Source organism: Desertimonas flava (genome assembly GCF_003426815.1).
Classification (GTDB): domain Bacteria; phylum Actinomycetota; class Acidimicrobiia; order Acidimicrobiales; family Ilumatobacteraceae; genus Desertimonas; species Desertimonas flava.
Map to the genome: position 1 here is coordinate 1 of NZ_QKYK01000019.1, position 25026 is coordinate 25026.

26 protein-coding genes are annotated in these 25026 nt (G+C 70.8%); 20 read left to right on the forward strand and 6 right to left on the reverse strand.

Translation table 11 applies throughout. From position 1 onward, the window contains the following. Nucleotides 1–221: 221 nt before the first annotated feature. Both DN771_RS19060 and DN771_RS19065 read right to left on the reverse strand, forming a co-directional pair. Nucleotides 222–1448: an acyl-CoA dehydrogenase family protein gene (locus DN771_RS19060; protein WP_116999150.1), complete on the reverse strand. Its 1227-nt coding sequence runs from the start codon at nucleotides 1446–1448 to the stop codon at nucleotides 222–224. 222 nt (nucleotides 1449–1670) lie between these two features. Next, the gene (locus DN771_RS19065; protein ID WP_116999151.1) at nucleotides 1671–2591 is read right to left on the reverse strand and encodes a hypothetical protein; all 921 of its coding nucleotides are present in this window, start codon (nucleotides 2589–2591) and stop codon (nucleotides 1671–1673) included. 171 nt (nucleotides 2592–2762) lie between these two features. On the opposite strand from DN771_RS19065, the gene DN771_RS19070 reads away from it, so the two are divergent. The 6 genes from DN771_RS19070 to DN771_RS19095 are packed head-to-tail and all read left to right on the forward strand — an operon-like array spanning nucleotide 2763 to nucleotide 8699. Then, nucleotides 2763–4418 (forward strand): efflux RND transporter periplasmic adaptor subunit, encoded by a 1656-nt coding sequence (locus tag DN771_RS19070; RefSeq protein ID WP_116999152.1) that lies wholly within the window; start codon nucleotides 2763–2765, stop codon nucleotides 4416–4418. Next, complete coding sequence (locus DN771_RS19075; RefSeq protein WP_162942141.1) at nucleotides 4415–5101, forward strand: hypothetical protein; 687 nt, start codon at nucleotides 4415–4417, stop codon at nucleotides 5099–5101. Before DN771_RS19070 ends, DN771_RS19075 begins: the two co-directional genes overlap by 4 nt. A gap of 2 nt (nucleotides 5102–5103) precedes the next feature. Continuing rightward, a complete protein-coding gene (locus DN771_RS19080; RefSeq protein WP_205528663.1) occupies nucleotides 5104–5835 on the forward strand; it encodes an ABC transporter ATP-binding protein in 732 nt (243 codons plus the stop codon). Continuing rightward, nucleotides 5832–7061 (forward strand): ABC transporter permease, encoded by a 1230-nt coding sequence (locus DN771_RS19085; RefSeq protein WP_116999154.1) that lies wholly within the window; start codon nucleotides 5832–5834, stop codon nucleotides 7059–7061. The genes DN771_RS19080 and DN771_RS19085 overlap by 4 nt, the downstream gene beginning before the upstream one ends. 43 nt (nucleotides 7062–7104) lie before the next feature. Next, nucleotides 7105–7650: an RNA polymerase sigma factor gene (locus DN771_RS19090; RefSeq protein WP_162942142.1), complete on the forward strand. Its 546-nt coding sequence runs from the start codon at nucleotides 7105–7107 to the stop codon at nucleotides 7648–7650. Then, complete coding sequence (locus tag DN771_RS19095) at nucleotides 7647–8699, forward strand: hypothetical protein (RefSeq protein ID WP_116999156.1); 1053 nt, start codon at nucleotides 7647–7649, stop codon at nucleotides 8697–8699. Before DN771_RS19090 ends, DN771_RS19095 begins: the two co-directional genes overlap by 4 nt. 244 nt (nucleotides 8700–8943) lie before the next feature. Here DN771_RS19095 and DN771_RS19100 read toward each other — a convergent pair whose 3' ends face one another. Further along, nucleotides 8944–10326: a sortase gene (locus DN771_RS19100; protein ID WP_162942143.1), complete on the reverse strand. Its 1383-nt coding sequence runs from the start codon at nucleotides 10324–10326 to the stop codon at nucleotides 8944–8946. 130 nt (nucleotides 10327–10456) lie between these two features. On the opposite strand from DN771_RS19100, the gene ccmA reads away from it, so the two are divergent. From ccmA to DN771_RS19140, 9 genes are read left to right on the forward strand one after another with little or no spacing between them, the layout of a single operon-like run. Continuing rightward, the gene (gene ccmA, locus DN771_RS19105; RefSeq protein WP_116999158.1) at nucleotides 10457–11155 is read left to right on the forward strand and encodes a heme ABC exporter ATP-binding protein CcmA; all 699 of its coding nucleotides are present in this window, start codon (nucleotides 10457–10459) and stop codon (nucleotides 11153–11155) included. Then, nucleotides 11152–11856, forward strand: coding sequence for a heme exporter protein CcmB (locus DN771_RS19110; protein WP_116999159.1), 705 nt, complete (start codon nucleotides 11152–11154; stop codon nucleotides 11854–11856). The genes ccmA and DN771_RS19110 overlap by 4 nt, the downstream gene beginning before the upstream one ends. After that, nucleotides 11853–12662, forward strand: coding sequence for a cytochrome c biogenesis protein CcsA (ccsA, locus tag DN771_RS19115; RefSeq protein WP_116999160.1), 810 nt, complete (start codon nucleotides 11853–11855; stop codon nucleotides 12660–12662). The genes DN771_RS19110 and ccsA overlap by 4 nt, the downstream gene beginning before the upstream one ends. Continuing rightward, a complete protein-coding gene (locus tag DN771_RS30705; protein ID WP_276113882.1) occupies nucleotides 12662–12796 on the forward strand; it encodes a hypothetical protein in 135 nt (44 codons plus the stop codon). Before ccsA ends, DN771_RS30705 begins: the two co-directional genes overlap by 1 nt. Before the next feature lie 6 nt (nucleotides 12797–12802). Continuing rightward, nucleotides 12803–13339, forward strand: coding sequence for a cytochrome c maturation protein CcmE (locus DN771_RS19120; protein WP_116999161.1), 537 nt, complete (start codon nucleotides 12803–12805; stop codon nucleotides 13337–13339). Nucleotides 13340–13342: 3 nt separating this feature from the next. Further along, nucleotides 13343–15373 (forward strand): heme lyase CcmF/NrfE family subunit, encoded by a 2031-nt coding sequence (locus DN771_RS19125; RefSeq protein WP_227462411.1) that lies wholly within the window; start codon nucleotides 13343–13345, stop codon nucleotides 15371–15373. Beyond that, on the forward strand, nucleotides 15366–15998 hold the full coding sequence (locus DN771_RS19130) for a TlpA family protein disulfide reductase (protein ID WP_116999162.1): 633 nt from the start codon (nucleotides 15366–15368) through the stop codon (nucleotides 15996–15998). Before DN771_RS19125 ends, DN771_RS19130 begins: the two co-directional genes overlap by 8 nt. After that, entirely contained in the window at nucleotides 15995–16501 is a 507-nt protein-coding gene (locus tag DN771_RS19135; protein WP_116999163.1) for a cytochrome c-type biogenesis protein, read from the forward strand. The genes DN771_RS19130 and DN771_RS19135 overlap by 4 nt, the downstream gene beginning before the upstream one ends. Then, a complete protein-coding gene (locus DN771_RS19140; RefSeq protein WP_116999164.1) occupies nucleotides 16498–17268 on the forward strand; it encodes a tetratricopeptide repeat protein in 771 nt (256 codons plus the stop codon). Before DN771_RS19135 ends, DN771_RS19140 begins: the two co-directional genes overlap by 4 nt. 75 nt (nucleotides 17269–17343) lie before the next feature. Here DN771_RS19140 and DN771_RS19145 read toward each other — a convergent pair whose 3' ends face one another. The 3 genes from DN771_RS19145 to DN771_RS19155 are packed head-to-tail and all read right to left on the reverse strand — an operon-like array spanning nucleotide 17344 to nucleotide 19818. Further along, complete coding sequence (locus DN771_RS19145) at nucleotides 17344–17832, reverse strand: SixA phosphatase family protein (RefSeq protein WP_116999165.1); 489 nt, start codon at nucleotides 17830–17832, stop codon at nucleotides 17344–17346. Beyond that, nucleotides 17829–18617, reverse strand: coding sequence for a DUF4328 domain-containing protein (locus DN771_RS19150; RefSeq protein ID WP_116999166.1), 789 nt, complete (start codon nucleotides 18615–18617; stop codon nucleotides 17829–17831). Before DN771_RS19150 ends, DN771_RS19145 begins: the two co-directional genes overlap by 4 nt. 52 nt (nucleotides 18618–18669) lie before the next feature. Next, the gene (locus DN771_RS19155) at nucleotides 18670–19818 is read right to left on the reverse strand and encodes an Mrp/NBP35 family ATP-binding protein (RefSeq protein WP_116999167.1); all 1149 of its coding nucleotides are present in this window, start codon (nucleotides 19816–19818) and stop codon (nucleotides 18670–18672) included. Between the two features lie 125 nt (nucleotides 19819–19943). Here DN771_RS19155 and DN771_RS19160 point away from each other — a divergent pair, with 125 nt between their 5' ends. The 5 genes from DN771_RS19160 (at nucleotide 19944) to DN771_RS19180 (ending at nucleotide 25005) form a co-directional block, all read left to right on the forward strand. Beyond that, complete coding sequence (locus tag DN771_RS19160) at nucleotides 19944–20747, forward strand: helix-turn-helix transcriptional regulator (RefSeq protein WP_116999168.1); 804 nt, start codon at nucleotides 19944–19946, stop codon at nucleotides 20745–20747. 85 nt (nucleotides 20748–20832) lie between these two features. Then, complete coding sequence (locus DN771_RS19165; protein WP_116999169.1) at nucleotides 20833–21060, forward strand: DUF3107 domain-containing protein; 228 nt, start codon at nucleotides 20833–20835, stop codon at nucleotides 21058–21060. Between the two features lie 39 nt (nucleotides 21061–21099). Beyond that, on the forward strand, nucleotides 21100–22041 hold the full coding sequence (locus DN771_RS19170; RefSeq protein WP_116999170.1) for an ArsA family ATPase: 942 nt from the start codon (nucleotides 21100–21102) through the stop codon (nucleotides 22039–22041). Nucleotides 22042–22046: 5 nt separating this feature from the next. Beyond that, nucleotides 22047–23267 (forward strand): ArsA family ATPase, encoded by a 1221-nt coding sequence (locus DN771_RS19175; RefSeq protein ID WP_162942144.1) that lies wholly within the window; start codon nucleotides 22047–22049, stop codon nucleotides 23265–23267. 244 nt (nucleotides 23268–23511) lie between these two features. Beyond that, the gene (locus DN771_RS19180; protein ID WP_116999172.1) at nucleotides 23512–25005 is read left to right on the forward strand and encodes a sensor histidine kinase; all 1494 of its coding nucleotides are present in this window, start codon (nucleotides 23512–23514) and stop codon (nucleotides 25003–25005) included. Nucleotides 25006–25026: the final 21 nt, after the last annotated feature.

The window sequence follows — 25026 nt, forward strand, 5'->3', positions numbered from 1 at the left end:
ACGACACGGCAAGACTCCCACCCCGGACACCGCCAGCCACGACCGACACAAGTCACCAACACGACCGCCGCGCCCACGATCGCCCACACCCGAGCGACCACAAACCGCAACAGCCTGGCAGAGGCCCACCCCGTATGCACTTCCACCGTTCAGAACCCACGAACGCGACAGGAGCGCCCGTTTCGCGACCACAGACGGCTGAGAATCGGGGTTGGGGGACGTCAGCTGCGGGGGACTTGGCTCCAGGGGACGTTCTTGTCGACGCGCACGTCGCCGGGCAGGCCGAGGACCTGTTCGCCGAGGATGTTGCGCATGATCTCCGAGGTGCCGCCCTCGATCGAGTTGGCCCGGACGCGGAGGAACGCGTAGCGGAGCCCGTGGCCCGTGCCCTGCACGTCGAGGTCGCCGGGCCGGCGGAACGTGTAGTCGAAGTCGATCAGGGCCTGAGCGCCGAGCAGGTTCATGCAGAAGTCGTACAGCGCCTTGTTCAACTCGGAGTAGGCGAGCTTGGCGATCGACATCTCCGGCCCGGGGTTCCCGGCGCGGGCGTTCTGCGCGGCACGCATGTTGGTGAGCCGGCCGACTTCGGCCTGCACCCACAGCTGCATCAGGCGATCCTTCACGGCCGGGTCGCGGTCGGCCTCGGCGATCTCGTTCCACACCTCGACGGCGTCGTTCGCCGCGCCGCCGGGACGACCGGTGCCGCCGCCACCGCCGCCGATGGCGTTGCGCTCGTTCATCAGCGTGGTGAGGCTGGCGCGCCACCCCTCGCCGACGTCGCCGATGCGGTGCGAGTCGGGGACCCGCACATCGGTCATGTAGACCTCGTTGAACTCGGCCTCGCCGGTGATCTGTCGCAGCGGTCGAACCTCGACGCCGGGTGACCGCATGTCGAGGGCGAAGTAGGTCATGCCCTTGTGCTTGGGTGCCTCGGGGTCGGTGCGGGTGACGAGCATGCCGAAGTCGGCGAGGTGGGCCAGGGTGTTCCACACCTTCTGTCCGTTGACCACCCACTCGTCACCGTCACGCACGGCGCGCGTGCCGAGGCCGGCGAAGTCCGAACCGGCGCCGGGCTCGGAGAACAGCTGACACCACTTCTCCTCGCCGGTGAACATCGGGCGCAGGAACCGCTGCTTCACCTCGGGGCTGCCGTGGGTGGCGATGGTCGGGCCCGCGAGGTGCATGAAGAAGGTGCTCGGCTCGGTCGGCGCCGCGCCGGCTTCGCGAAGCCGGCGCTCGACCAGCTTGTTGAGCTCGGGCCTGACGCCGAGGCCTCCGTCGCCCTCGGCGAAGTGCACCCAGGCCAGGCCGGCGTCGAACTGGGCGCCGCGGAACTCGACGTTGCTCGTCGTCTTCGGGTCGTGCGCGGCGAGGAGCGCGTCGATGGCGGCGTTGACCCGCGTCGTGTCGGCGTCGGTCGAGGTGGGGGCGGCGTCGGTGGCAGTCATCAAGGCCGAAGTGTTGCAGCAGAACGGGCCCGAACCACAAGCGGGCCGGATCGCCACGACGGCGAGCCGAGAGGAAAATCTGGCAGCCCTCGACCCGCACCGGATGGGGGAGCCGGGGGTCGAGGGCTGCGAAAAACATGATGGCCCAAACGTGGCCGTCTTCGCTCGCTGGAATGACGTGTCGTTGGGCACGGGTCTGAGTCCCCCGACACATGGAGGTACTCAGGCGTCGTCGATGACTGCGTCGGGGGGCAGCGGATCCTGCTCGTCCACGGGAGCAAGTCCCCAGTCGATCGTCTGCCAGACCTCGACGAGTTGGGGGCGCAGGTCGGCCTTGACCTCGAGCCGGACCTCGTCGAGGGGCGGGGTGCACGTGGCATCGGCGACGGCGACACTGATCTCGAGGTCGACCAGGTCCTGCCACTCAGGGTGGTCCGGGGAGCTCGGCTTCCATGCCTCCGAGAGCGCGAGCCGTTCGATCGTCTCCGCGTCCCGGTGGTAGTCGACGATCGACGACTGCATCTCGTCGGGTGCGGCGAAATCGTGGCCCGCCGCGCTCACGCACGCCCGCCACTGCTCGCGAGCGTCGCGGACGCGTGGGTCGGCATCGACGTGCGCCTCGAAGTCGGCGAGGGCCTGCTGCACCATCGGGTTCCGGGACGGATCGACGCCGTCCTGGTCGATCGCGTCGTAGCACTCCTGCTGCACGGCGAACCACGCGTCCTGCTCGCTGGGGCTGAGATCGGCGAGCTCGACGCCGATCTCGATGGCCTGGGCCTGACTGACGTCGGGGTCGAGGGCGGTCCAATAGCCATAGCCGTACTGCTGGGCGTACTCGATGCGGTCCATGCCGCGGTAGGGGTCGAACCCGATGAGGTCCTCGTCCACGCCGACGTACTCGAACCCGGCCTCGTTCATGCACGCCTGCATCGCCTCCACGAACCGTCGGTCCTGACTGCGCAGGTACTCGTCCAGCTCGTCGTCGGGGACGAGACCGAGCAGCATGTCGATCTGAAAGTCGATGTCGGGTGGCGGTGCGGGCGAAGTGTCGTCGGGCGGCGCCGCGCCGGCAACTGCGGCGGACGCAGCCGTCGTGACGGCGACGAGGGTCAGGACGCCGGCCATGGCTCGCGGTCGGAACATGGTGTCTCCTGGTGTGAGTTCGGGACGGGACACGACGTCGTGTCGCTGGGTTCTGTCCGCGAGCGGGCCCTCGTTTCCGCGGAAACGGCTCGGACCGTCCGGACAGTTCCCCGTCATGAGGTCCAGTGCAGTCCGTGGTGGTCGCGTCGTCGGCCCGGCGGGGCCCGTTCGATGAGCGGCTCGTCGGCACGCCGGCACGTCGTCGTGGGAGTCGTCGTGGCGACGTTCGTCGGAGTGGCGCTGGCCGGATGGGCAGCCGGCTCGCGGGTGCAATCGCCGGCCGCCGCAGCCGCCAGGGCGCGTGCGCCCGAACCGTCGCTGATCGCCGCCCCCGTGGAGTTGCGGATCCTCGCGTCGCGCGTGGTGACGCGAGGCGATGTGGTTCCGGGCGAGTCGGTCACGATCACGGGGCCGTCATCGGACGATGGCGCGACGGTGACACGGGTCCCCGTCGCCGTCGGCGACGAGGTCGCCGAGGGCGCCGCGGTCCTCGAGATGTCGGGACGGCCCGTTGTGGTGATCGAGGGAACCGTCCCCGCCTACCGGACGATGCGGCCGGGCGTGAAGGGGGCAGACGTGGACCAGTTGCAGACCGGACTCGAGCGTCTCGGCTGCGACACGACCGGCGATCTCGGCGTGTATGGCGACGCGACGAAGGCCTGTGTCGCCGAGCTCTACGACCGGCTCGGGTACGAGCCGGTCCCCAGCTCGGACACCGAGGCCACCGACCTCGCCGACGCGCGCGAGGCGATGGCCGATGCCGAGGAGACGCTGGGCGCGGCGGAGGTCGCCCTCGACGACGCGGCGAAGGGGCCGGCCCGGGCAGATGTCGTCGCCGCCGAGATCGCCGTGGACGCGGCGCGACGCAACGTCGAGCGGTCGACCACCGCAGCGGTCGTGGCCCAGGTCGCTGCCGACGCTGCCGTCGACAACGCCCTGATGTCCGCCAACTCCGTGCTGGCCGATGCCGAGTCGACGGCGCCGGAGCGGGCGGCGGCGTCGGCGGCTGTCGAGGCCGCCGCTCTCGCCGCCGACGTGGCGGCGCGTGACTCCGTCGAGGCTGCTGAGGCTGCCGCCGAGGAGCTCCGTCTCGCCCAGGCGACGCTCGCCGATCTCATCGCGCCACCGGACGTCACGGCCGAGGCCGAGGCCCGGGCGCGGGCCCGAGACGCCCTCGATCGGGCGACCGCGGCGGTGACCGATCTCGAGGCACGGTCCGGACCGACGATTCCTTTCGGGGAGGTCGTGTTCGTGCCGGCGCTGCCGGCGACCGTCAGCTCGTTGCGAGCGGAGGTCGGTGACGACGCGGCAGGCGGCGATGATGGAGGGTCGGGCGCCGACGGCTTGATCGTCCTCGCCACGTCCGCCCTCCAGGTCGAGGCGACCGTGTCGCCGTCGGACGCGGCGATCCTCCGTATTGGCATGACGGTCGAGGTCATGAACGACGGGATGTCGACGACGGCGATCGCCGGTCGGCTGTCGTTCGTGGGCGAGCAGGTCGAATCGTCGGGGGACGGCCGGCAGCGAGGTCTCCCCGTGATCGTTGATGGTGTCGACCCGATTCCGCCGGCATGGACCGGCTCCAACGTCCGCGTCACCTTCACCGCCGCCGCCACCTCGTCGCCGGTTCTGGTGGTGCCCCTTGCCGCGGTGTGGTCCGGCGCTGACGGCCAAGCACGCGTGGAGGTGGTCGACGACGACGCCGGGACCGTGACGGCGGTGGCTGTCGAGCCCGGCCTCTCCGCCGATGGCTTCGTGCAGGTGACGCCCGTGGCGACCGGCGAGCTCGGAGAGGGCGACCAGGTCGTGGTGGGGGAGAACTCGTGAGGCGCGGACGCGTGTCCGGACGTCTGGCCGTGGCCGTGCGACGGCTCGCCGCCGGCCTCGTCGCGGTGGCCGCGGTGAGTTCGGCGGGCCAGGTGGCTGCCGTCGTCGTTGCCGGATCGCGAGCCCCCACGACGTCCGGTGACGCCGTCCGGGCGGCGAAGCTCGGCTGGACGCGGTTCGTCGCCGGCAACGTCGTGGCGCCGACGGCCGTCTCGGAGCCGTGCCCGATGCTGTCCGCCGAGGCGGCGTCCGCAGCGGTGGCCGACGTCGGCGCCGTGCCGAGCGCCCTGCCCTCGGGCGTCTGGCTCGACCGGCGCTCCGTCGGCGCCGGGATCATCAGCATCGCCTGTGGCGTCGACCTCGCCGACGCGTCGGAACCTGCCGGCTCCACCGGGCTCGTCGTCGAGGCGACGATCCTCGACGGCCAGGTCGGCTTCGCCGCGTACGCCGAGCACATCGCCGGTCGCGACGTCGAGGTCGCCGCGGCTCCGGTGCTGGGCGGCGAGCAGGCTGGGCGCTGCCGCAACGACCCGACGATGTGCGTCGCGTCGTGGCACTCGGATGGGCTGGTCGTCACCGTCAAGCTCGATGGGCCGCGGAGCGAAGCCAGCGAGTCGCAGGCGTTCCAGCTGCTCGAGGCCGTCGCGCCGACCGTGCTGACGAACCTCGCGGCGGTGTCGTGAGCGTGGCGACGACACCGGGCAGCGGGCCGACGCCGGACCACGAGCCGCCGGCGCCGGCATCCGTGGTCGAAATGCGCGGTGTGACCAAGACCTACCCGTCGGCTCCGCCCGTGACGGCGCTGCGCGAGTGCGAGCTGCGCGTCCAGCGCGGCGAGTACGTGGCGATCATGGGGCCATCGGGATCGGGAAAGTCGACGCTGCTCAACGTGCTCGGTCTCCTCGACGACCCGTCGACGGGCGAGTACACGCTCGATGGTCAACCGACGGCTGGTCTCTCGGAGCGGGCCCGGTCGGGACTTCGCGCCCATCTGATCGGCTTCGTGTTCCAGTCGTTCCACCTGGTCGGCTACCGCACCGCGGTCGAGAACGTCGAGGCCGGCTTGCTCTACCAGCGCGTCCGTCGTCGAGAGCGCCGGCGTCGGGCGCTCGACGTGCTCGAACGGGTCGGGCTCGCCGAGCGGATGTGGGCGACCCCGTCACAGATGTCGGGGGGAGAGCGTCAGCGCGTCGCCCTCGCCCGCGCCCTGGTGCGGCGGCCGGCCCTCGTCCTGTGCGACGAACCGACCGGCAACCTCGACACGGCGACCGGGGAGCAGGTGCTCGCGCTCGTCGACGAGCTGCACGACGACGGGTTGACGGTGGTCGTCATCACCCATGACATCTCGGTCGGCCGCCGAGCCGATCGAGTGGTCGAGATCCGCGACGGCATCGTGCAGGGGGGAGTCGCGACATGAGCCGGTGGAAAGGATCGCTCCGATCGTCGCTGGCTGCGAGGGATCTGCTCGGCGAGGCGGCCGCGGCGATCACGCGACGACCGGGGCGATCGTTGCTCACCGCACTGGGCACCACGGTCGGTGTCGCCGCCTTCGTGGCGACCACGGGACTCGCCGCGACCGCCCAATCCCAGGTGGGCGAGCACTTCGACGAGTTGGTGGCGACCGAGGTCCGCGTGACCGATACGCAGCAGCCGGCCGGAGGGGCAGCGGAGTCGGACGCGCCGTTCCCCGCCGACGCGCAGCAACGTCTCGAACGTCTGGCCGGCGTCGAACACGCCGGCCTCTACTGGAAGGTCGACGACGACGATCTCGACGTCCGCACACTGGTCGCGCTCTCTCGTCGACCCCGGTCGCTCGGCGTGATGGCGGTGAGCCCCGGCGCCCTCCTCGCGGCCCGCCCCGACGTCGGCACCGGGCGCCTCTTCGACGACTTTCACGACCGCCGGGGCGAGCGGGTCGCCCTGCTCGGCCGCCACGCTGCCGAGCAGCTCGGCATCACGCGGGTCGACAACCAGGCAGCGATCTTCATCTCCGATCACGCGTACGTCGTGCTCGGGATCATCGACCACGTCGAGCGCGTGCCCGAGCTCCTCCAGGCGGTGGTCGTCCCGAGCGGCACCGCCATCGCCGACTTCGCCAACGAGGAGGCTGATGACACCGTGCTCATCGAGGTGGCGCCCGGCGCAGCCGGACTCATCGGGTCCCAGGCCGCGATGGCCGTGCGGCCGCAGGATCCCGACCGGCTGGCGGTCGTCGCCCCACCGGAGCCCGGGGCGTTGCGGGCAACGGTCGAGTCGGACGTCACGGCCCTCCTCTACGGCCTCGCCGGCCTGTCCTTGCTCGTCGGCATGATCGGGATCGCCAACACCACCCTCGTCGCGGTGCTCGAGCGTCGCTCCGAGATCGGTGTACGTCGCGCGCTCGGCGCGCGGCGGCGCCACGTGGCCGGGCAGTTCCTCGCCGAGTCGGCGACGCTGGGGACGCTCGGAGGGGTGCTCGGTGCGAGTCTCGGGATCCTGGTGGTGGTCGTCGTCTCGGCGCAGCGCGGGTGGACCACCACGCTGGATCCCGCGCTCACGCTGCCGGCCCCCGTCATCGGCGCCGTCACCGGTCTCCTCGCCGGGCTCCAGCCGTCGTGGCGAGCGGCGCGGGTGGCGCCGGCCGACGCGCTGCGGACCGACTGAACCGCCGCGTGTAACGACTTCCGGACTCCGGACAGAATTGGTCGTGACCTTCGACGCGCGCCAGCGGTTCGACGCGATCTTCCGTGCGCACTACGCAGCGGTGCGTCGCTACGCGCACCATCGGTCGATCGTCGGCAGCGACGCCGACGACCTCGTGAGCGAGACCTTCCTGGTCGCCTGGCGCCGCCTCGACGTCGTGCCGGCCGACGCGCTGCCGTGGCTCCTCGCCGTGGCCGCCAACGTTCAGCGCAACCAGGCGCGCACCCGTCGGCGCCATCGCTCGCTGTTGGAACGTGTGCCGCGTCCCGAGCCGGTCGCGCCGCCGGCCGAACCGGGTCTCGGGTCGAGCCGGATCCGGTCGGCCCTCGATCGGCTCTCGGCGGCCGACCGGGAGATCCTCATCCTGGTCGCCTGGGACGACCTGACCGCCCAGCAGCTGGCCGTGGTGCTCGGCACCACGGCCGGAACGGCGCGGTTGCGCCTGCATCGGGCCCGCCGCCGGTTCGCCGGGCAGTTGGAAGCCGACGAACCGGCGGCGGTCATGTCGATGGTGGCGCTTCTCGACGAACGAGCGGGGCTTGCGACATGAGCCGATCGTTCGAGCCGGGCCGCGACGATGACCGGTCCCAGTCGGCATTCGACGCCCTTCGCACCGCCCGGCCGTCCATGGCCGATGACCTGGCGGACCCGGACGGCCCTCGCGCCCGAGCGATCTGGCGCGAGATCCTTGAGGACCAGCCGGAACCGGCGCGACGGACACGCCGTGTCGTGTTGCGCGTCGGGCTCGGTGCCGTTGCGGCGGCCGCGGCGATCGCCGCCCTCGTCGTGGTCCCGGGACGCCAGGGGGCGCCCGCGTCGGGTCGACCGGCCGTGTCGCCGGAGGCACCACCGTCCACGGTCGGGGCGACGCTCCTCCCGCCGACGACATCTGGTCCGCAGCCGACGAGCCCGCCCAGCGCGCCGATCGTGCCGACCGTACCGATCACGGCTGCGCTTCCGTCGTCGTGGCCGGTGATCGCCTCTGCCGATCCGGTCGGCGACGCGATGACGGCGCAGGCGACGGTGTCGTTCGAGTCCGGCTCCTCGGTGTGGCACGCGGTGGTGACGCTCGCCGACGGCGCCTTGCTGATCGGGATGGACACTTCCGACGGCGGTACATCGGTTGCCGACGAGCGCCTCTTCGTCGATGGCCACTGGTACGAGCCGACCCCGGATGGATGGCAGCCCGACCCGTCGCCGACGCTGCCGATCGTTCGTCCGACGCCGTCCGATCCACGGGAGCTCCTCGATCGGCTCACCCCGACGGCCGGCTTCGAGCCCGACGGGACCCACATCGTCGACGGCATCGAGACCGTGCATCTCCGGGCAATGACGCCTGGCGCGATCGACCCGGCGTTGCTCGCCCTCCTGCCGACCTCGGCCGACACGTCGATCGGGTCGCTGGAGCTCTGGGTCGACTCGAACCGCATCACGCGGCGCATCGACGTGGTCTACGTCGATGGGGACGACGTGGACGGCGCCGTCGTCGGCGCCGACGGCACGCGCGTCATCGAGCTCGAATCGTCGTTGGTGTCCATCGTGTTCAGCGCCGTCGGTGAACCGATCGCTCTCGACCCGGCGACCACCACGCAGCGCTGAGCCCGCCGTACCGCGCCGTAGCGCCCTGCACTGCCCGGTCGTTCGCAAACCGGAGCGGGCGCCTGTCGCAGTGCAGTATTCTAGAGACGTCGACGAAGAGCGCCGGGGAGGGCTCGCCGACGGGCAGGTACCCGAGCCGGCTCCGACAGGTGCGGGCCGACGGGCCGTGCGCACCGTCGGACAACACCCGCTGGTCACGGCCAGCGGGTGTTGCACGTACGGGCCGTTGCGGCCGAACCTGCTGCTACAGCGCGGCGGGCAGGAGCCGGTTGACGTTCTGGTAGAAGAAGTAGAGCGTCACGAGGAACGGCACGACGCCGACGGCGAGGCCGACCCAGCTGTTGCGCAGGCGGCGAGCCAGCAGGTACGCCGCCACCACGACGGCGGTGGCGATCACACCCCAGAGGGCCACCTGGGGGAACGCCGCCCGATCGTCGAACCAGTGGCTGGAGAAGGCGTCCTCGCTCCCGTCGCTGGCCTCGCCGAGCGTGCCGCTCCCCGCGTCGTCGGCGCCGGCGACGGCCGGTGTGGTGTCCGGCCCGGTCTCGACCGGCGCCGGGCTGGTGGACACGACCGGGTCGTCGACGAACGTCGTGGTGGGGGCGACGGCCGAGGTCGGCGGGGCGACCGTGGCCGGCTCGGTGGTGGCGGGCTCGGTGGTGGCGGGCTCGGTGGACAGCGCCGGGATCGTCGTGGCCGCAGGCGCGGCGTCGCCGCCCTCGCCCGGAAGGGCGACCGCACCGTTGTTGCCTCGTGGCACGTAGGCGCCGACGGGCGACGACAGCTCGGGCACGAAGTCGGCGTAGAGGATGTAGCGCTGCTTGGCGGTGCCGACCGGCGTGCAGGTGGTGAGCGTGAGCGTCGCCCTCGTCGTGTCGGTGGTGGCCACGACGTGGCTGTCGTCGGGGTTGACGGTCTCGCTCCCGGTCATCACGTAGACGTAGATGCGCCCGTCGGGCAGGAGGAACCCGATCTGGTCGCCGACCTTCACGTCGGGAAGATCGTGGAACGGCTGACCCCACGTGGTGCGGTGGCCGGCGATGGCGGCGTTGCCGAGCTCACCGGGGAACGGCGTGTCGGGGTAGTGGCCGGGCCCGTCCTGCAAGTCGGTGGGGCCGACGCCCTGCACCACGTTCTGCCCCTCGATGCCGATCGAGGGGATCCACAGCTGACCGATGAACTCCTCTTCGTCGACGTAACTCCAGTCGAGCACCTGCGGCGCCGCCGCAATGGACGTCGTGGGGGCGGCCGTCGTGGTGGGGGCCAGCGTCGCGGTGGTCTCGGGAGCCGCGGTTGTGGTCGGAGCGACCTCGCCGGTGGTCGGAACGCTCGTGGGCGCCGCCGTGGTGGGCGCCGTGGTCGGCGCGGCAGTGGTGTTCGTGGTGGTGGAGATGGCCTCGAACGGGTTGACGTCGGGATCGACGCCATTGGCCTCCATCAGCTCCTCGAAGCGCCCATCGAGACGGTTCTGCGCCCGGGCGTACTCGATGCCGGTGCCCCAGAGCTGGTACGCGACGAAGCCGAACATCAACAGTCCGGTGCAGATCAGCACCTTTCCAAACAGCCGCACACCCCACCGGACATCCTTGGGAACGGGCGGACGATCCCACCTCGACGTTCGCGCCATGCCGGGAAAGGTACAGGCCGGTGCCCGTCGACGACTCGCACTTGCGCCAGCGCCCAGCAGCACGACGAGGTGGACGAAGGCGTTGACCGCACTGGGAACCCGCCCGGTTGCGCCAGTAGCGTCCCTGCAGATGGATGCGGCCGGTCCCGACGCGCAGCCGCGCCCACCGGTTGTGGAGCTCGACGGGGCCGTGGCCGTCCTCGGCCGCTTCCCCGCTCTCGCGGGGGTCACGCTCACCGTCCGGCCCGGCGAGATCGTGCTGTTGCGCGGGCCCAACGGAGCCGGTAAGACCACGCTGCTGCGGCTCTGCGCCGGGCGGATCCCGCTGGTCCGCGGCGAGGGGACCGTGCTCGGCTGCGACCTGCGCACCGATCGCAAGCAGCTGCGCCCGCTCGTCGGCGTGCTCGGGCACCGCAACGGGCTGTACCTCGACCTCACGGTCGCTGAGAACGTGCAGTTCTGGGCGTCGGTGGTGGGGGCTGGCCCGGGCGAGGTGGACACGGTGCTCGGCCGCCTCGGCCTGTCGGGCCGGCTGGCCGGGTTGCCGGCGCGCCGGCTGTCGGCCGGTCAGATGCGCCGCACGGCGTTCGCCTGTTTCGTCGTGCGCCGGGCCCACCTCTGGCTGCTCGACGAACCTCACACCGGCCTCGACGCCACCGCCCGTGACGAGATCGACGACATCATCCGGCAGGCCTCGTCGTTCGGGGTGACCGTCATCCTGGCCAGCCACGAGCTCGAGCGGGCGTCGGCGCTGGCCACCCGCACGATCGAGCTGGCCGGGGGCACCGTCGTCGGCGACTTCGACCCCCGGGCCGAGGCGTTCGGATGACGCCCTTCAAGCGCTGGTTGGCGACGGTGGGCATCGTCGTTCGGCGAGATCTGCTGGTCGAGTGGCGCAGCCGGGTCGCCGTGCAGCAGGTGCTGCCGTTCGCCGGGATCGTCGTGGTGATGTTCGCCTTCGCCATCGACGACCTCACCCTGCTGCCGCTGGTGGCACCGGGGCTGATCTGGCTCGCCACGCTGTTCTCCCTGCTCGTGATGGTGCAGCGCTCGTTCTCGTTCGAGACCGAGGACGGCGCTCTCGACGCCCTGCGTACCGCGGGCCTGCCCGCGTCCGCCCTGTACTGGGGCAAGACGCTGGCCCTCGCCGTGCAGCTGGTCGCCCTCGTGCTCGTCCTGCTGCTCGTGGCGATCCCGCTGTACGACGTCGAGGTCGAACCGGGATCGATCGTGCTGTTGGTCACGACGGGCCTCGCCGTGACCTTCGCGATGGCCGCCGTTGGTACCCTCTACGGAGGTCTCGCGGCCGGCGCCCGAGGGCGGGAAACCTTGCTCCCGTTGCTCTTGCTCCCGGTCGTGGCGCCTGTTCTGATCGGAGCAACCCGAGCGGTCGAACCGGCTATCGGTGCCGAAGGCACGGTGTCGGAGGGCTGGCCCTGGATGGGGCTCGTCGTCCTCTTCGCCGTGCTCTACGGCGCCGCCGGCACGGTGGCATTCGGCCCACTCATCGAGGAAGAAGAAGCTGCATGAGCGCAGAGACGGCAGGAACGACCGGCAGCGCCCGCACCGGCACGACGGCCACCCGCAACCTCGGCATCGCCTGCCTCGCCGGGTGTGTCGCCCTGGCGGCGTTCGCCCTCGTGTTCTCGCCCCGCGACTACGCCCAGAAGGACGCCGTTCGGCTCATCTACCTGCACGTTCCCACGGTCTGGGTGGCGTATCTGGCCTTCGGTGTGACGGCGATCGCGTCGGCCACCTACCTCTTCTCCAAAAAGAAGGCGCTCGGCTGGGACCGCCTGGCCGGGGCGTCGGCCGAGGTCGGGGTCCTGTTCATGGCCCAGACGCTGCTGGTCGGCGCGCTCTGGGGGCGTCTCACCTGGGGCGTGTTCTGGCAGTGGGATGCGCGTCTCACCACCACCGCGTTCCTCTTCGTGACCTACATCGGCTACCTGGCCGTGCGTGGTCTCGGCGGCTCGCACCAGCAGCGGGCCAAGCGCAGCGCGATCCTCGGCCTGCTCGCCGTCCTCGAGATCCCGCTCGTGCACTTCAGCGTCGAGATCTGGCGCAGCCTCCACCAGGAGGCCTCGGTGCTCAACCCCAACGGTGACGTGCACATGGAGGGGATGATGCTGTTCACGATGTTCTTCGGGCTCGTGGTGTTCACGCTGGTGTTCGCCTGGCTCGTCATCCACCGCATGCGCACGCTCGCCGCCGAGGACCTCGTCGACGACCTCGGCCTCGACCACGCACTCGACCTGCGCCGCCGCGAATCGCTCGGCAGCGCCACCGTCCCGACGTCCGGCGGCACGCCCGGCGCATCGACAGGAGCCTTCTGATGGAAGACGCCGGATTCATCATCACGGCCTACGTGGCCGTCGCCGTCTCGACGATCGCCTACGCGTGGAACGTCATCCGCCGGGGTCGTCGAGCCGCCGCCCAATTGGCCGACGACGACAAGCCCTGGATGTGACCGGGCGTGACTGAAACCCAAAGTGGCGACATCGGTGACCGCGGCGGCGACCTCGACCTGTCGCCCCGGACGCCAGCGCCCACCACGTCGAGCCGCACGGTCAGCTCCCGTCGCAAGTGGGTCTCGATCGGCGTGCTGGTCGCCGTGCTCGGCGCCGGCGTCGTCATCGTCACGCAGTTCCTGCGATCGGCGGTCGACTACTACTGCAATGTCGACGAGATCGGTGTGCGCGACGGCTGTGATGCCGGCCGCCGGTTGCGTGTGCAGGGTGTGGTCGACGAGGGCACGGTGACGCAGAGCGCCGGCTTCACCGAGTTCTCCATCTCGTTCAACGGTGTATCGCTCCCGGTCCGCTACCGCGGCGAGCCGGGCGGCATGTTCGCCGAGTGCGAGCCCGTCGTCGTGCACGGTCGTCTCGGTGACGACCAGGTGTTCGCCGGCGACGCCGTCGAGGTGAAGCACTCCAACGAGTACAAGGAAGAGAACCCCGACCGCGTCGAGGGGTCGGGACCCAACTGCGGCGTCTACGACGAGAGCGCCTGATCGATGTTGCTCGCGGCCAGTATCAACCGCGCCTTCGGGCAGGCCGGGTTGTTGCTCGTGCTGGCTGCCGCCGTGTCCGGCGCCGCGTCCACCGTGTACGCCATCCGCTCCGGGAATCGCAAGCTGCTGCGCCAGGGTCCGATGTACGCCGCGCTCGGGCTGTTCGGTGCGGTGCTGGCCGTGGCGATGATGCAGCGGGCGCTGATCACCCGCGATTTCTCGATCGCCTACGTGCAGCAGGTCGGCTCGCCCAACACTCCGCGGCTGTACAACATCGCTGCCATGTGGTCGGCCCTCGAGGGCTCGATCCTGTTGTGGCTGCTCATCCTCGCCGGCTTCACCGCCGCCGTCGGCTGGCGCTTCCGCAGGCGCACCGACGACCCCTTGGTGGGCTGGGCGTTCGTCGTGATGTTCGTCGTGCTGGCCTTCTTCGCCCTGGTCAGCTTCGGCCCGGCAACGCCGTTCGGCGCCGGGGCCGAGACGTTCGCACCGGGCGGACCCAACCCGTTGCTGCAGAACCACATCCTCGTGCTGTTCCACCCGCCGATCCTGTACCTCGGCTACGTGGGCATGACGGTGCCGTTCGCCTTCGCCATCGCCGCCCTGATCACCGGCCGTCTCGGCGAAGGCTGGCTGCTCGAGACGCGGCGCTGGGCGTTGTTCTCGTGGGCGTTCCTCACCATCGGCATCCTCCTCGGAGCCTGGTGGAGCTACGAGGTGCTCGGCTGGAGCGGCGTCTGGGCCTGGGACCCGGTCGAGAACGCCAGCCTCCTGCCGTGGCTGACCGCCACCGCCTACATCCACTCGGTGCTCGTCCAGGAGCGACGCGGCATGCTGCGCGTCTGGAACCTCTCGTTGCTGATCTCGACGTTCTGCCTCACGATCCTCGGTACCTACCTCACCCGCTCGGGCATCCTCAGCAGCGTCCACGCCTTCGGCGACGGTCCGGTGGGCAACTACCTGCTCGCCTTCTTCGGTGTCGTGCTCGCCGTGTCGCTCGGCCTGATCGCGTGGCGGGGCGACCGCCTCCGATCGCCGGGAACGATCGACTCCCCGCTCTCGCGTGAGGCGGCGTTCCTCGCCAACAACGTGATCTTCGCCCTGTTCGCCTTCGTCGTGTTCCTCGGCACGCTGTTCCCGCTGCTCGTCGAGGCGTTCCAGGACCGGCGGATCACGGTCGGCGAGCCGTACTTCGACCGCCTGACGATGCCGATCGGGCTCCTCCTGCTGTTCCTGATGGCGATCGCCCCGGTGCTGCCGTGGCGCAAGGCGAGCAGCGAACTGCTCCGTGAACGTCTCTTCTGGCCGGCCGTGTGCGGTGTGATCGTCCTGGCGATCGCCGTCGCCGTGGGCGCCACCGGCTGGGCGCCGCTCGTGGCGTTCGGCCTGGGCGGCTGGGCCGCAGGGGCGTCGCTGCGCCAGGTCGTGCTGGCCACTCGCCGCAACGGCTGGCGCGGCCTCGTGGGCCGGGCCAACGGCGGCATGATCGTCCACCTCGGCGTGATCCTCATCGCCGTCGCCCTCGCCGCGTCGAACAGCTACACGCGCTCGGGCACGCTCGCCCTCGAAGCCGGCGAACCGGTGGCCTTCGGCGGGCACACGTTCGAGCTGCAGGGTGTGGTGATGGAGGAGACGTCGGTCGGTCCGGCGACGATCGCCAACGTCCTCGTCGACGGCGAGCAGGTCTACCGGCCTCGCATCACGCTGTACACCGACTTCGGCCAGAACATCCCGACGCCGAGCGTGCGAACCGGGCTGGTGAAGGACGTCTACCTCACGCTCGAGGGGCGCAACTCGGAGAGCCTCGACACCGAGGCGACGATCCGCGTGTTCGTCAAGCCGCTCATCGTGTGGTTGTGGATCGGCGGCGGGATCATGGCGATCGGTACGTTGCTCGCCGCCTTCCCTGGCTCACGCCGGCGCCGGCCGACCGATCCCGTCTCGGCCCCCGTCACCCCGTCGGGCGCACGCAAGCCCACCACGCCCGACGCGCCCGACACCCCGGATCCCGAACCGGAGCTCGCCAATGTCTGACACCCTCGCGCCATCGACGCCGGCCGATGCCGACGGTGACGGCGGCGGCCGCAGCGGCCGCTCGCGCATCGCCCCGTTCGTCGCCCTGGGCATCGCTGCGGTGTTCGCCCTGCTGTTCTTCGTCTTCGCCCGCAGCGACTCCGGCGAGGCCGAGTCGGCCGACACCAGGTGGCTGAACCAGCCGGCGCCGGACACGACCGGACGGCTCGCCGGCACCGGCGGCAACACCGGTGTCCCCGAGCGGACGTGGAGCCTCGCCCAACGCAGCGGCAGCTGGGTGGTGCTCAACTTCTTCGACTCGACGTGCGGGCCGTGCGTCGCCGAGCATCCCGAACTGGTCGACTTCGACGCCGGCCAGGACACGCGCGGCGCCGACCAGATCGAGCTCGTCTCGGTGCTGTGGGGCAACGACCCGGCGCGCTCGTTCGAGTATCTCCAGGAGAACGGGCTCGACTGGGACGTCGTGTACGACGACGGGTCGATCGCCAACGTCTACGGCGTCACCAAGGTGCCCGAGACGTGGATCGTCGACCCCAACGGGTACGTGCGCCGGCGCTACATCGGCGAGGTGAGCGCTCAGCTGCTCATCGACACCGTCGCCACGTTCGAGGCGCCGGTCCAATGACCGCCACGCTCGCTGCTCGCAGCTCCTTCAACCACCGGCTGAAGGGCTGGCCGGGGTGGATCGTCCTGCTCTTCCTCGCCGTGTTGTTCGTCGTGATGGGCGCCGTCGGCAACGATGGCGTGTCGACGCCCGAAGAGCGGGCCGACGCCATCTCGAGGCGACTGGCGTGCCCGGAGTGCAACGGCGAGACGGTGTACGAGTCGCAGGTGACGGCGTCGGTGAACATCCGCCGCGAGATCCAGGCGATGGTCGACGAGGGGCGTCTCAGCGACGACGAGATCGTCGCCGCGCTCGAGGAGAACTACGGCGAGCGGCTGCTCCTCCTGCCGACCGGGAAGGGCGTCAACGTGTTGGTCTGGGCCCTGCCGGTGGCCGCCGGTGTCGCCGGACTCACCGGGCTCGTGCTCGTGTTCTCGAAGTGGCGGCGCGAGGCCGCCCTCGAGGACGGACCCACCGACGAGGACCGGGCGCTGGTCGCCGCCGCCCTCGACGACGAGTCATGACCCCGCGCGTCGACCTCGACCGACTCGCCACCCTCGAGGCCGAGCGGACGTTCCTGCTGCGCTCGCTCCGCGACCTCGAGGCCGAGCACGACGCCGGCGACGTGGAAGACGACGACTACGTCACCCTGCGCGACGGCTACACCAAGCGGGCCGCCGACGTCCTGCGCCAGATCGAAGCCGGCCGGGCCGAGCTGCCGCCGAAACGGCCGGTCAACTGGTCCCGCCGACTGGGCATCGGCGCCGCCATCGTGGCTGCCACCGCCGGAATCGCGTGGCTCGTCGCCGATCGATCCAGCCAGCGTCTGCCCGGCCAGGAGATCACCGGTGGTCAGGCCGTGGCCGAGCGCGACGACGTCCCGGCACTGATGGCCGAGGCCCGGCAGTTGTTCGGCGCGGGCGTCAACGCCGACGCCGCCGATCGCTACCAGCGGGTGCTCGAGCTGGAGCCCGACAACGTCGTCGCCAAGACCTATCTGGCGTGGCTGCTGTACATCAACACGCTCGGCCAGCCCGACGAGATCCGCACGGTCGCCGTCGAGGCGGCGAGGGATCAGCTCACGGAGGCGGCCGAGCTCGATCCGGGCTACGCCGACCCACACTGCTTCTTGGGTGTGATCGCCGGCAACTTCGACGGCGACGTGGAGACCGCTCGCGCCGAGGCGGAGACGTGCATCGAGCTCGACCCACCCGGTCAGATCGAGGGCATGGTCCAGGACTTCATCGACGGCCTCGAGCCGTCCACCCGTCCCGAGTCGACGGCTCCATAGCCAGCGCCGCTCACGTGCGGTCCCGAGATAGTGCCAGGCACTATCTCGGAAGAGCGTCTGGCACCCTCGCCGCGTTCAGTCGAAGCGGGGCGGGTGTTCGACGGCGGCGGTGGTGAAGATCGGTTCGTCGTCGGGGGAGCGCTCGTCGGGGCCGTCGAGCACCCAGATGGTCGCTTTGCGCCAGTCGGGCTCGGTGGTCAGTTCCATGCCCCGCCGGACGAGGGCGCTGATCAGATCGGGGATCACGTCGCCGTGGCTGCAGATCACGGCCCCGTCGGGCAGCTCGGCCACGAGGGCCAGAGACTCCTCGAACGAGGCGCCCTCCATCAATCGTTCGTCGACCTCCACCGCCAGGCCCGCCTGTTCGCCGAGCGGCTCGAGCGTCTGCACGCATCGCAGGATCGGCGACGACACGAGGCGCGTCGGCTTCTCCTCGATCAGCCGCTCGGCCAACGCCGCCGACTGCGCCCGTCCACTGTTGGAGAGCGGCCGGACCTCGTCGGGGGCCCCCTTCCAACGCTTGCGGTCGCCGGCCTTGGCGTGGCGGACGACGAACAGTCTCATCGCGCCGATGCCTCACCAGTCAGGCGGGTGTGCCGGGCGGTGATGGCCCGCACCACGAGGAACCAGGCGACGGCCGAGACGATCGACACGACGGCCTGGGCGATGATCAGCCCCTTGCTGTCGTTGAGGTACTCGGCGAGGTCCTCGACGTCGCCGCCCAGCTGGGTGCCCGACCCGAGGACGAACTGGCCCACCTGCACGGCGGCGAGGATCGTGAAGACGAGCGGCAACACGCCGTAGACCACGAACCAGAACCAGATCACCGGGTTGTCGCGGCCCTGCCGCCACGCCGGCGAACCGGGCGGGACGTCGGGGTCGGCGGCCTTCCACGATTCGCGCAGCACGAGCAGCGGGATGATGAAGAGGATCGGGGGGAGGACCCATCCACCGATCGCCCAACCCGGCGCCCACGTGACCTGGCGCCCGAGGGTCTGGTGGTTGCGGATCACGCGATAGAGCCAGACGATGCTGAGCACGAGCAGGGCGATGCTCGCCGCACCGCCGAGCAGACCGCTCATCGAGTTGGCCGTGATCGCGTCGCGGAACTCGTCCTCGTCGTTGTTGCGCAGGAAGTCCTCGGCGGCGTCGAACGCACTCGACGTGGTGGCCAAGCCGATGATCCCGCTCAACGCCGACACACCGAGGAGGATCGAGATCCAGCGCTCGAGGCCGCCGACACGGGCGAGGTCGCCGCGCCAGTTGGTCTCCGTGTATCCCACGTAGCCAGGTGGCGGGGCCATCGGCGGGGGAGGCGGCTGGGGCGGAGGCGCAGGCGCGTCGCTCATCGCCTGCGGACGTTACTTGTGATCGACGACGTTGTCGCCAGGAGGGGATCTGTCACAGCACGCGCAGGGCGTCGCTGAAGATCTTCTTCGGCCGCAGATCGACGGCGATGCGCTCGGCGAGGGCATGGAACGCCCGGCCGGTCTGGCTGTCCGGTTCCACCGCGGCGATCGGCTTGCCGGAGTCGCCGCCCTCGCGCAGGGCCGGCACGAGCGGGATCTGGCCGAGCAGCGGCACGCCCAGCTCGGCGGCCAGTTCGGCGCCGCCGCCTGACCCGAAGATCTCGTAGCGCTTGCCGTCGTCACCGGTGAACCACGACATGTTCTCGATGACGCCGCGGACCTCGAGATTCACCTTGGCCGCCATCGCCGCCGACAGGCGCGCCACCTTCTGCGCCGCCTCCTGGGGCGTGGTCACCACGTACACCTCGCCGCGGGGCAGGTACTGCGCCAGCGAGATCGCGATGTCGCCGGTGCCCGGCGGCATGTCGATGAGCAGGAAGTCGGGGTCGTCCCAGAAGACGTCGGAGAGGAACTGTTCGAGCGCCTTGTGCAACATCGGGCCACGCCAGATGACCGCTTGGCCCTCGGGCACGAAGTAGCCGATCGAGATGCACTTGACGCCCCACGACTCGGACGGGATGAGCATCTGATCGATGGCCACCGGCTCGGCGTCGGCGCCGAGCATGCGCGGGATCGAATAGCCGTAGATGTCGGCGTCGACCACCCCGACCGAGTGACCGCGCGCGGCGAGGGCGACGGCGAGGTTGGTGGTGACCGACGACTTGCCGACACCGCCCTTGCCGGAGGAGATCAGCAGCGGGCGGGTCTTGGAGCCGGGCTGATTGAACGGCACCGGGCGGCCCTCGGCGTGACCCTGGGGCTGGCCGTGGCTGTGACCGTGGGCATGGCCGCCCGACGACTGCAGCTTGATGCGCAGGTCCTCGCGCTCCTGGTCGGTCATCACGGTGAAGTCGAGGTCGACGGCGGTGATCCCGAGCGGGGCGAGGGCGCCGTGGACGCGGTTCTGGATCTCGTTGCGCAACGGGCAACCGGCGACCGTGAGGGCGATCGTGACGGCGGCGGCGCCGTCACCCACCGGTTCGGCACGGCGCACCATGCCCAGATCGACGATCGAACGGTGCAGCTCGGGGTCCTCGACGGGGCGTAGCGCCTCGACGATCTGCTCGGACGTGACGGGCATCGGCTTCTCCGTGGCTCGTGGGGAACGCTGCCGGCCTGGACTGGTCGGGAGCGCCGCGCCAGGGCCTGCGCGGCCCGGACGCTGCGGAAGGACATTTGCACTATCCCGATAGGTAGAATACCGGCATGACGCAGCCGGTGACGGGTGCGCCCCACGCGACATCCGGCCCGCAGGCCGGTTCGGGGGCAGCGGGAGACCCCGGGTTCACGGCCGTCGTGTCGGCGATCACCGACGCCTTCGGCGACCCCACCCGCCGCCGCATCTATCTGTTCGTCCGCGAGCACACGACGCACGACGACCAGCCCGTCGGCGTCACGGCGTCGGAGGTGGCCGCCGAGGTCGGGGTGCACCCCAACGTCGCTCGCCATCACCTCGACAAGCTCGCTGCCGGCGGCTACGTGGAGGTCGTCGCTCGCTCGGTCGGCGACAGTGCCGGTCGCCGTGCCGGCCGCCCGTCGAAGCACTACGTCGCCGTACCGGGCGACACGGCAGCCGAGCTGCCGCCCGTGCGCAGTGACGATCTCGTGCTCGCCCTGCTCGGTCAGGCCCTCGCCCGCCTTCCCCAGCCCGACGCCGAGGCGATGGCCGAGGAGGTCGGAGCGACCTACGGCCAGCAGCTCGCCGCCGGTCTCACGGGCGACGCCCTCGTGGCCGGTCAGCGATCGTTGCGCTCGGCGATGCAGTCGGTCGCCGCCGCCCTCACCGCCCACGGCTTCGCCGCTCGCACGGGGGCCGGCGACAAGTTGCGCATCATCAACGACCACTGCCCGTTCGGCAGCCTCGCCCTGGACCACCCTGTCCTGTGCGCGGTCGATCGGGGACTGGTGCGGGGCATGCTCACTGCCCTGTACCCGTCGGGCGTCACGCTCGACGTGGCGACGGAGTCCAGCCGCGCCCGCGGCGACGCCATCTGTACAACCGCGTTGTGAGAGCGCTCGTTCCCCGCACCAACAAACTCGCCGCAGGCGACGAGCGCAGCGAGGTCGCCGAGGACGAACGCCGTACGATGCGGGCGTGGACGTACGCATCGGTGTGACGCAGGCCCCTCGCGAGATCAACCTCGAGCTCTCCGACGACGACGAACTGGCGGTCCCGCGTATCGAGGCGGCCCTGGCGGGCACCGACGACGTGCTCTGGCTCACCGATCGCCGGGGCAAGCGCGTCGCCGTGCCGTCGGCGAAGATCGCCTACGTCGAAATCGGTGCCGCCGACGGCGAGCGTCGCATCGGCTTCGGGGGCTGAGCGACCCCCCGGCAGTCTCGAGAGCGAGCGACCGGCACGATGCACCTGCTCGACCGGCAGCTCCTCTTCGTCACGGGCAAGGGCGGCGTCGGCAAGACGTCGGTCGCGGCCGCCCTCGCTCACCTGGCTGCCCGCTCGGGCAAGCGAACGCTCGTGTGCGAGATGGACGCCAAGGGCGCCCTCGCCGCCACGCTCGACGCCGGCGAGCTGCAGTTCGAACCGCGCCGTCTCGACGACGACCTCTACGGCATGGCGATGAACACCGAGGACGCCCTGCGCGAGTACCTCAAGCTGTTCGTGCGGCTTCCGCTCGTCGGCCGGATCGGGCCACTGGCCCACACGTTCGACTTCGTCGCCGACGCCGCGCCGGGCGTGAAGGAGATCCTCGGTGTCGGCAAGCTCGCCTACGAGGTGCGCGAACGCCACTACGACCTCGTCGTCGTCGATGCCGAGGCGAGCGGCCACATCGTCGCCCAGGTCGCCGCGCCGCGGGTCATCAGCGAGCTCGTGCAGGTGGGCATGGTGCGTGACCAGACGCGCTGGATGCTCGACATCCTCGAGGATCCGGCCCGCACGGGAGTCGTGGTGGTCACCACCCCCGAGGAGATGCCGGTCACGGAGACGATCGATCTGCTCGGAAGGCTCGGTGCCGAGTCGGACGTGGCCCCGGCTGCGATCGTGGCCAATCGGGTGCTGCCGGCGCTGTTCGATCGCCGCGAATCGGCGGTGGTCGACCGGCTCGGCGAGGTGGAATCGCAGCTGGCCGCGGCCGCCGGCGCCGCCGTCCACGAGGTGGTGGTCGCCGCACAGCTCAACGAGGCCCGCCGGCAGGTCGGCAACCGACACCTCGAGACCCTTCGCGCTGCGCTCCCGGAAGGGTTGCCCGTGCTCTACGTGCCCGAGCTGTTCACCCGTGCCACCGGCCGCCGCGTCGTCGCCCTCGTCGCCGAGGCGCTGTCCGAAGAGTTGGATGTGGAGTAGTCGTCGTGGCCGGAAAGAAGCAGCGATCGGAGGCGGTGGCGCCGCCGGGTCTCGATGCTTTGCTGGCGAGCAAGGAGATGGTGCTCGTCTGCGGTTCGGGCGGTGTGGGCAAGACGACGATCGCCGCCGCCCTCGGCCTGGTCGCCGCCGTGCATCAGGACGCCAAGGTGCTCGTGCTCACGGTCGACCCCGCCCGCCGCCTCGCCGACGCGCTCGGCGTCGGTGCGCTCGGCAACCGTGCGGTTCGTGTGCCCGAGTCGGCGTTCGCCGGGACCGGCGTGCAGCCGCGGGGAGAGCTCTGGGCGGCGATGCTCGACACCAAGGCGGGGTGGGACGATCTCATCCGCCGCCACGCACCAGACGCCACCGTGCGCGAGTCGGTGCTCTCCAATCCGCTGTACCAGAACATCACGGGCCGCTTCGTGCACAGCCACGACTACCTCGCCATGGAGCAGCTGCACGAGGTCCACGCCTCGGGGGCCTACGACCTCGTCGTCGTCGACACCCCGCCGTCGCGCAACGCCCTCGACGTCCTCGACGCGCCGGCTCGCATGGTGGAGTTCTTCGGCAGCCGTCTCCTGCGGTGGTTGACCGTGCCGTACCGGTCGCGCCTGTTCAACGTGGCGTCGAAACCGTTCATGCAGGTGGCCGACCGCGTGCTCGGCTCCCACTTCCTGCAGGACATCGCCCAGTTCTTCATCCTCTTCCAGGCGATGGAGAAGGGCTTCGTCGCCCGGGCCCGTGAGGTCGAGGCGCTCCTGGGCGACCCGCGCACGACATTCGTCATCGTCTCCACCTTGGAGGCCGCCCCCGCCCACGAGGCCACGTTCCTCGCCCGTGAGCTGTCGTCGCGCCGCTACCAGCTGGGGGCGATCGTGGCGAACCGGGTGCTGCCGAAGGGCCTCACGTCGCGCGCCGCGGCCACGAGCGCGCGCAAGCTCGCCGACGCCGTGGCGACGACCGGGCTCGCGTCCGAGGTGGCCGCCACGCTGTCCGGCGGCCGGCGGTCACGCAGCACGGACGACGCGGTCGCCGCCGAGACGGTCTCGACCGTGCTCGCCGAGATCGCCGGACGATTCCACGACGTCGCCCTCGTGGCCACGCGCGAGGCCGAGCGCCGCACGGAGCTCGCCGCCCTCGCTCCGCAGCTGCTCGATGTCGAGGCGCTGCCGACCGACATCCACGACGTCGCCGGTCTGCTCGCCATCGTCGAGCAGCTCGTGTAGCCATTTCCTCAGCGCGCGATTCTTTTTACAGTCTCTTGACGACGCGTCCGCATGATGGGCGAGCGCATGGGGCAAACTAGGACCGATGTACCGAGTCGAGTCAGAGCCCCAAAGACTGACCTTTGGGACCGGTCCGGAGCTCAGCGAGCGCAGCGAGCGTCCCGGGGTCCGAGCGGTGAAGGCCTGCGGAGCGCTAGCGGACCCGGCCGTTCACGCGGCCTGCGTGGCCGGGGAACGCAAGTAGATGGCATCGCTCGCGGGCCTCGTCCGGGAACACACGACGCTCGATCGAGAGCAGGTCAGTCACCTCAACCGGCTGACGTCGGAGTGGGGTCTGCTCGCCGACCTGAGCTTCTCCGACCTCCTGCTCTATGCGCCGGGGCCCGATGACCGCTGGTTGATCATCGGCCAGGTGCGCCCGGCCACGGGCCAGACCGTCTACCGCACCGACTGGGTCGGCACGTTCGCCAACTCCGCCGAGCAGAGCATCCTCGCCTCGGTGCTCGCCACCGGCGAGATCACCGAGGGTGACGTCACCGTCGAGGAGCAGACCGATCCGGCGCGCATGCTCGCCGTGCCCGTGCGCCACGCCGGCCGCACGATCGCCGTGATGACCCGCGAGTGGGTCGAGCGCTCCGGTCGCGTGCCCGGCGAGCTCGAGCGCCAGTACGTCTCGTTGTTCGACCGCTTCGCCGGCATGATCGCCGACGGCGTGTTCCCCTACGCCGGGCCGATCGGAGACTCCACGGCCGCGCCGCGCGTCGGCGACGGTGTGCTCGTCGTCGACGGCGACGCGCGCGTCCAGTACCTCTCGCCGAACGCCAACTCGGCGATGCACCGCGTGGGCATCAACGCCAACGCCGTCGGCATGCGCCTCGCCGAGCTCGGCTTCTACGACGACATGGTTCGCCGGGCGTTCGAGGACCGCACGCCGGTCGTCGAGGAGTTCGAACAGTCATCGGACGTCGTCCTGCTCTGCCGCTGCATGCCGATCCTGTCCGATGACAAGGTCACCGGTGGCGTGCTGCTCATCCGTGACGTCACCGACGTCCGCCAGCGCGATCGGATGCTGCTCAGCAAGGACGCGACCATCCGTGAGATCCACCACCGGGTGAAGAACAACCTGCAGACGATCTCGTCGCTGCTGCGCCTTCAAGCGCGCCGCCTCACCAATCCCGAGGCGGTCGCGGCGGTGGGGGAGTCGGTCCGCCGCATCCGCACCATCGCCCTCGTCCACGAGTCGCTGTCGCGCGAGCCCGGCGACGACGTGACGTTCATCGAGATCGTCCGACCGCTGCTGCGGCTCGCCGAGGAGAGCCTGCAGTCGCCCGATCGCCCCGTCGAGTTCTCGCTCGCCGGTGACGGCGGCCGCATCCCGGCGCGCGTCGCCACGCCGCTGTCGGTCGTGCTCACCGAGCTCATGCAGAACGCCGTCGACCACGGCTTCCCCGAAGGCAGCGCAGGGGGCCGCGTCGTCGTGTCGCTCACCAACGACGGTGACGAGTTGAGCATCGACGTGGTCGACGACGGCAAGGGACTCGACCCGTCGTTCAAGATCGAGGCGGCCACCGGGCTCGGCCTGTCGATCGTCCGCACGCTCGTCACGACCGAGTTGAACGGCACGATCACGATGCGGCCGGCCAAGCCGGTCGACCTGGAGTCGGTCGGGCTCGAGGCCCACGGCGGCGATCGCCAGGGAACGGTGGTGCAGTTGGTGGTGCCGCTCTCGCAGCGGTGAGGCGGGGCCGCCCGCGTGCGG

What these genes read in the sequence shown, in the direction of transcription:
- DN771_RS19060 (WP_116999150.1), bottom strand. Translation starts at nt 1,448, where the DNA reads ATGACTGCCACCGACGCCGCCCCCACCTCGACCGACGCCGACACGACG.
- DN771_RS19065 (WP_116999151.1), bottom strand. Translation starts at nt 2,591, where the DNA reads ATGTTCCGACCGCGAGCCATGGCCGGCGTCCTGACCCTCGTCGCCGTC.
- DN771_RS19070 (WP_116999152.1), top strand. Translation starts at nt 2,763, where the DNA reads ATGAGCGGCTCGTCGGCACGCCGGCACGTCGTCGTGGGAGTCGTCGTG.
- DN771_RS19085 (WP_116999154.1), top strand. Translation starts at nt 5,832, where the DNA reads ATGAGCCGGTGGAAAGGATCGCTCCGATCGTCGCTGGCTGCGAGGGAT.
- DN771_RS19095 (WP_116999156.1), top strand. Translation starts at nt 7,647, where the DNA reads ATGAGCCGATCGTTCGAGCCGGGCCGCGACGATGACCGGTCCCAGTCG.
- DN771_RS19100 (WP_162942143.1), bottom strand. Translation starts at nt 10,326, where the DNA reads ATGGCGCGAACGTCGAGGTGGGATCGTCCGCCCGTTCCCAAGGATGTC.
- ccmA (WP_116999158.1), top strand. Translation starts at nt 10,457, where the DNA reads ATGGATGCGGCCGGTCCCGACGCGCAGCCGCGCCCACCGGTTGTGGAG.
- DN771_RS19110 (WP_116999159.1), top strand. Translation starts at nt 11,152, where the DNA reads ATGACGCCCTTCAAGCGCTGGTTGGCGACGGTGGGCATCGTCGTTCGG.
- ccsA (WP_116999160.1), top strand. Translation starts at nt 11,853, where the DNA reads ATGAGCGCAGAGACGGCAGGAACGACCGGCAGCGCCCGCACCGGCACG.
- DN771_RS30705 (WP_276113882.1), top strand. Translation starts at nt 12,662, where the DNA reads ATGGAAGACGCCGGATTCATCATCACGGCCTACGTGGCCGTCGCCGTC.
- DN771_RS19125 (WP_227462411.1), top strand. Translation starts at nt 13,343, where the DNA reads ATGTTGCTCGCGGCCAGTATCAACCGCGCCTTCGGGCAGGCCGGGTTG.
- DN771_RS19130 (WP_116999162.1), top strand. Translation starts at nt 15,366, where the DNA reads ATGTCTGACACCCTCGCGCCATCGACGCCGGCCGATGCCGACGGTGAC.
- DN771_RS19135 (WP_116999163.1), top strand. Translation starts at nt 15,995, where the DNA reads ATGACCGCCACGCTCGCTGCTCGCAGCTCCTTCAACCACCGGCTGAAG.
- DN771_RS19140 (WP_116999164.1), top strand. Translation starts at nt 16,498, where the DNA reads ATGACCCCGCGCGTCGACCTCGACCGACTCGCCACCCTCGAGGCCGAG.
- DN771_RS19145 (WP_116999165.1), bottom strand. Translation starts at nt 17,832, where the DNA reads ATGAGACTGTTCGTCGTCCGCCACGCCAAGGCCGGCGACCGCAAGCGT.
- DN771_RS19150 (WP_116999166.1), bottom strand. Translation starts at nt 18,617, where the DNA reads ATGAGCGACGCGCCTGCGCCTCCGCCCCAGCCGCCTCCCCCGCCGATG.
- DN771_RS19155 (WP_116999167.1), bottom strand. Translation starts at nt 19,818, where the DNA reads ATGCCCGTCACGTCCGAGCAGATCGTCGAGGCGCTACGCCCCGTCGAG.
- DN771_RS19160 (WP_116999168.1), top strand. Translation starts at nt 19,944, where the DNA reads ATGACGCAGCCGGTGACGGGTGCGCCCCACGCGACATCCGGCCCGCAG.
- DN771_RS19170 (WP_116999170.1), top strand. Translation starts at nt 21,100, where the DNA reads ATGCACCTGCTCGACCGGCAGCTCCTCTTCGTCACGGGCAAGGGCGGC.
- DN771_RS19180 (WP_116999172.1), top strand. Translation starts at nt 23,512, where the DNA reads ATGGCATCGCTCGCGGGCCTCGTCCGGGAACACACGACGCTCGATCGA.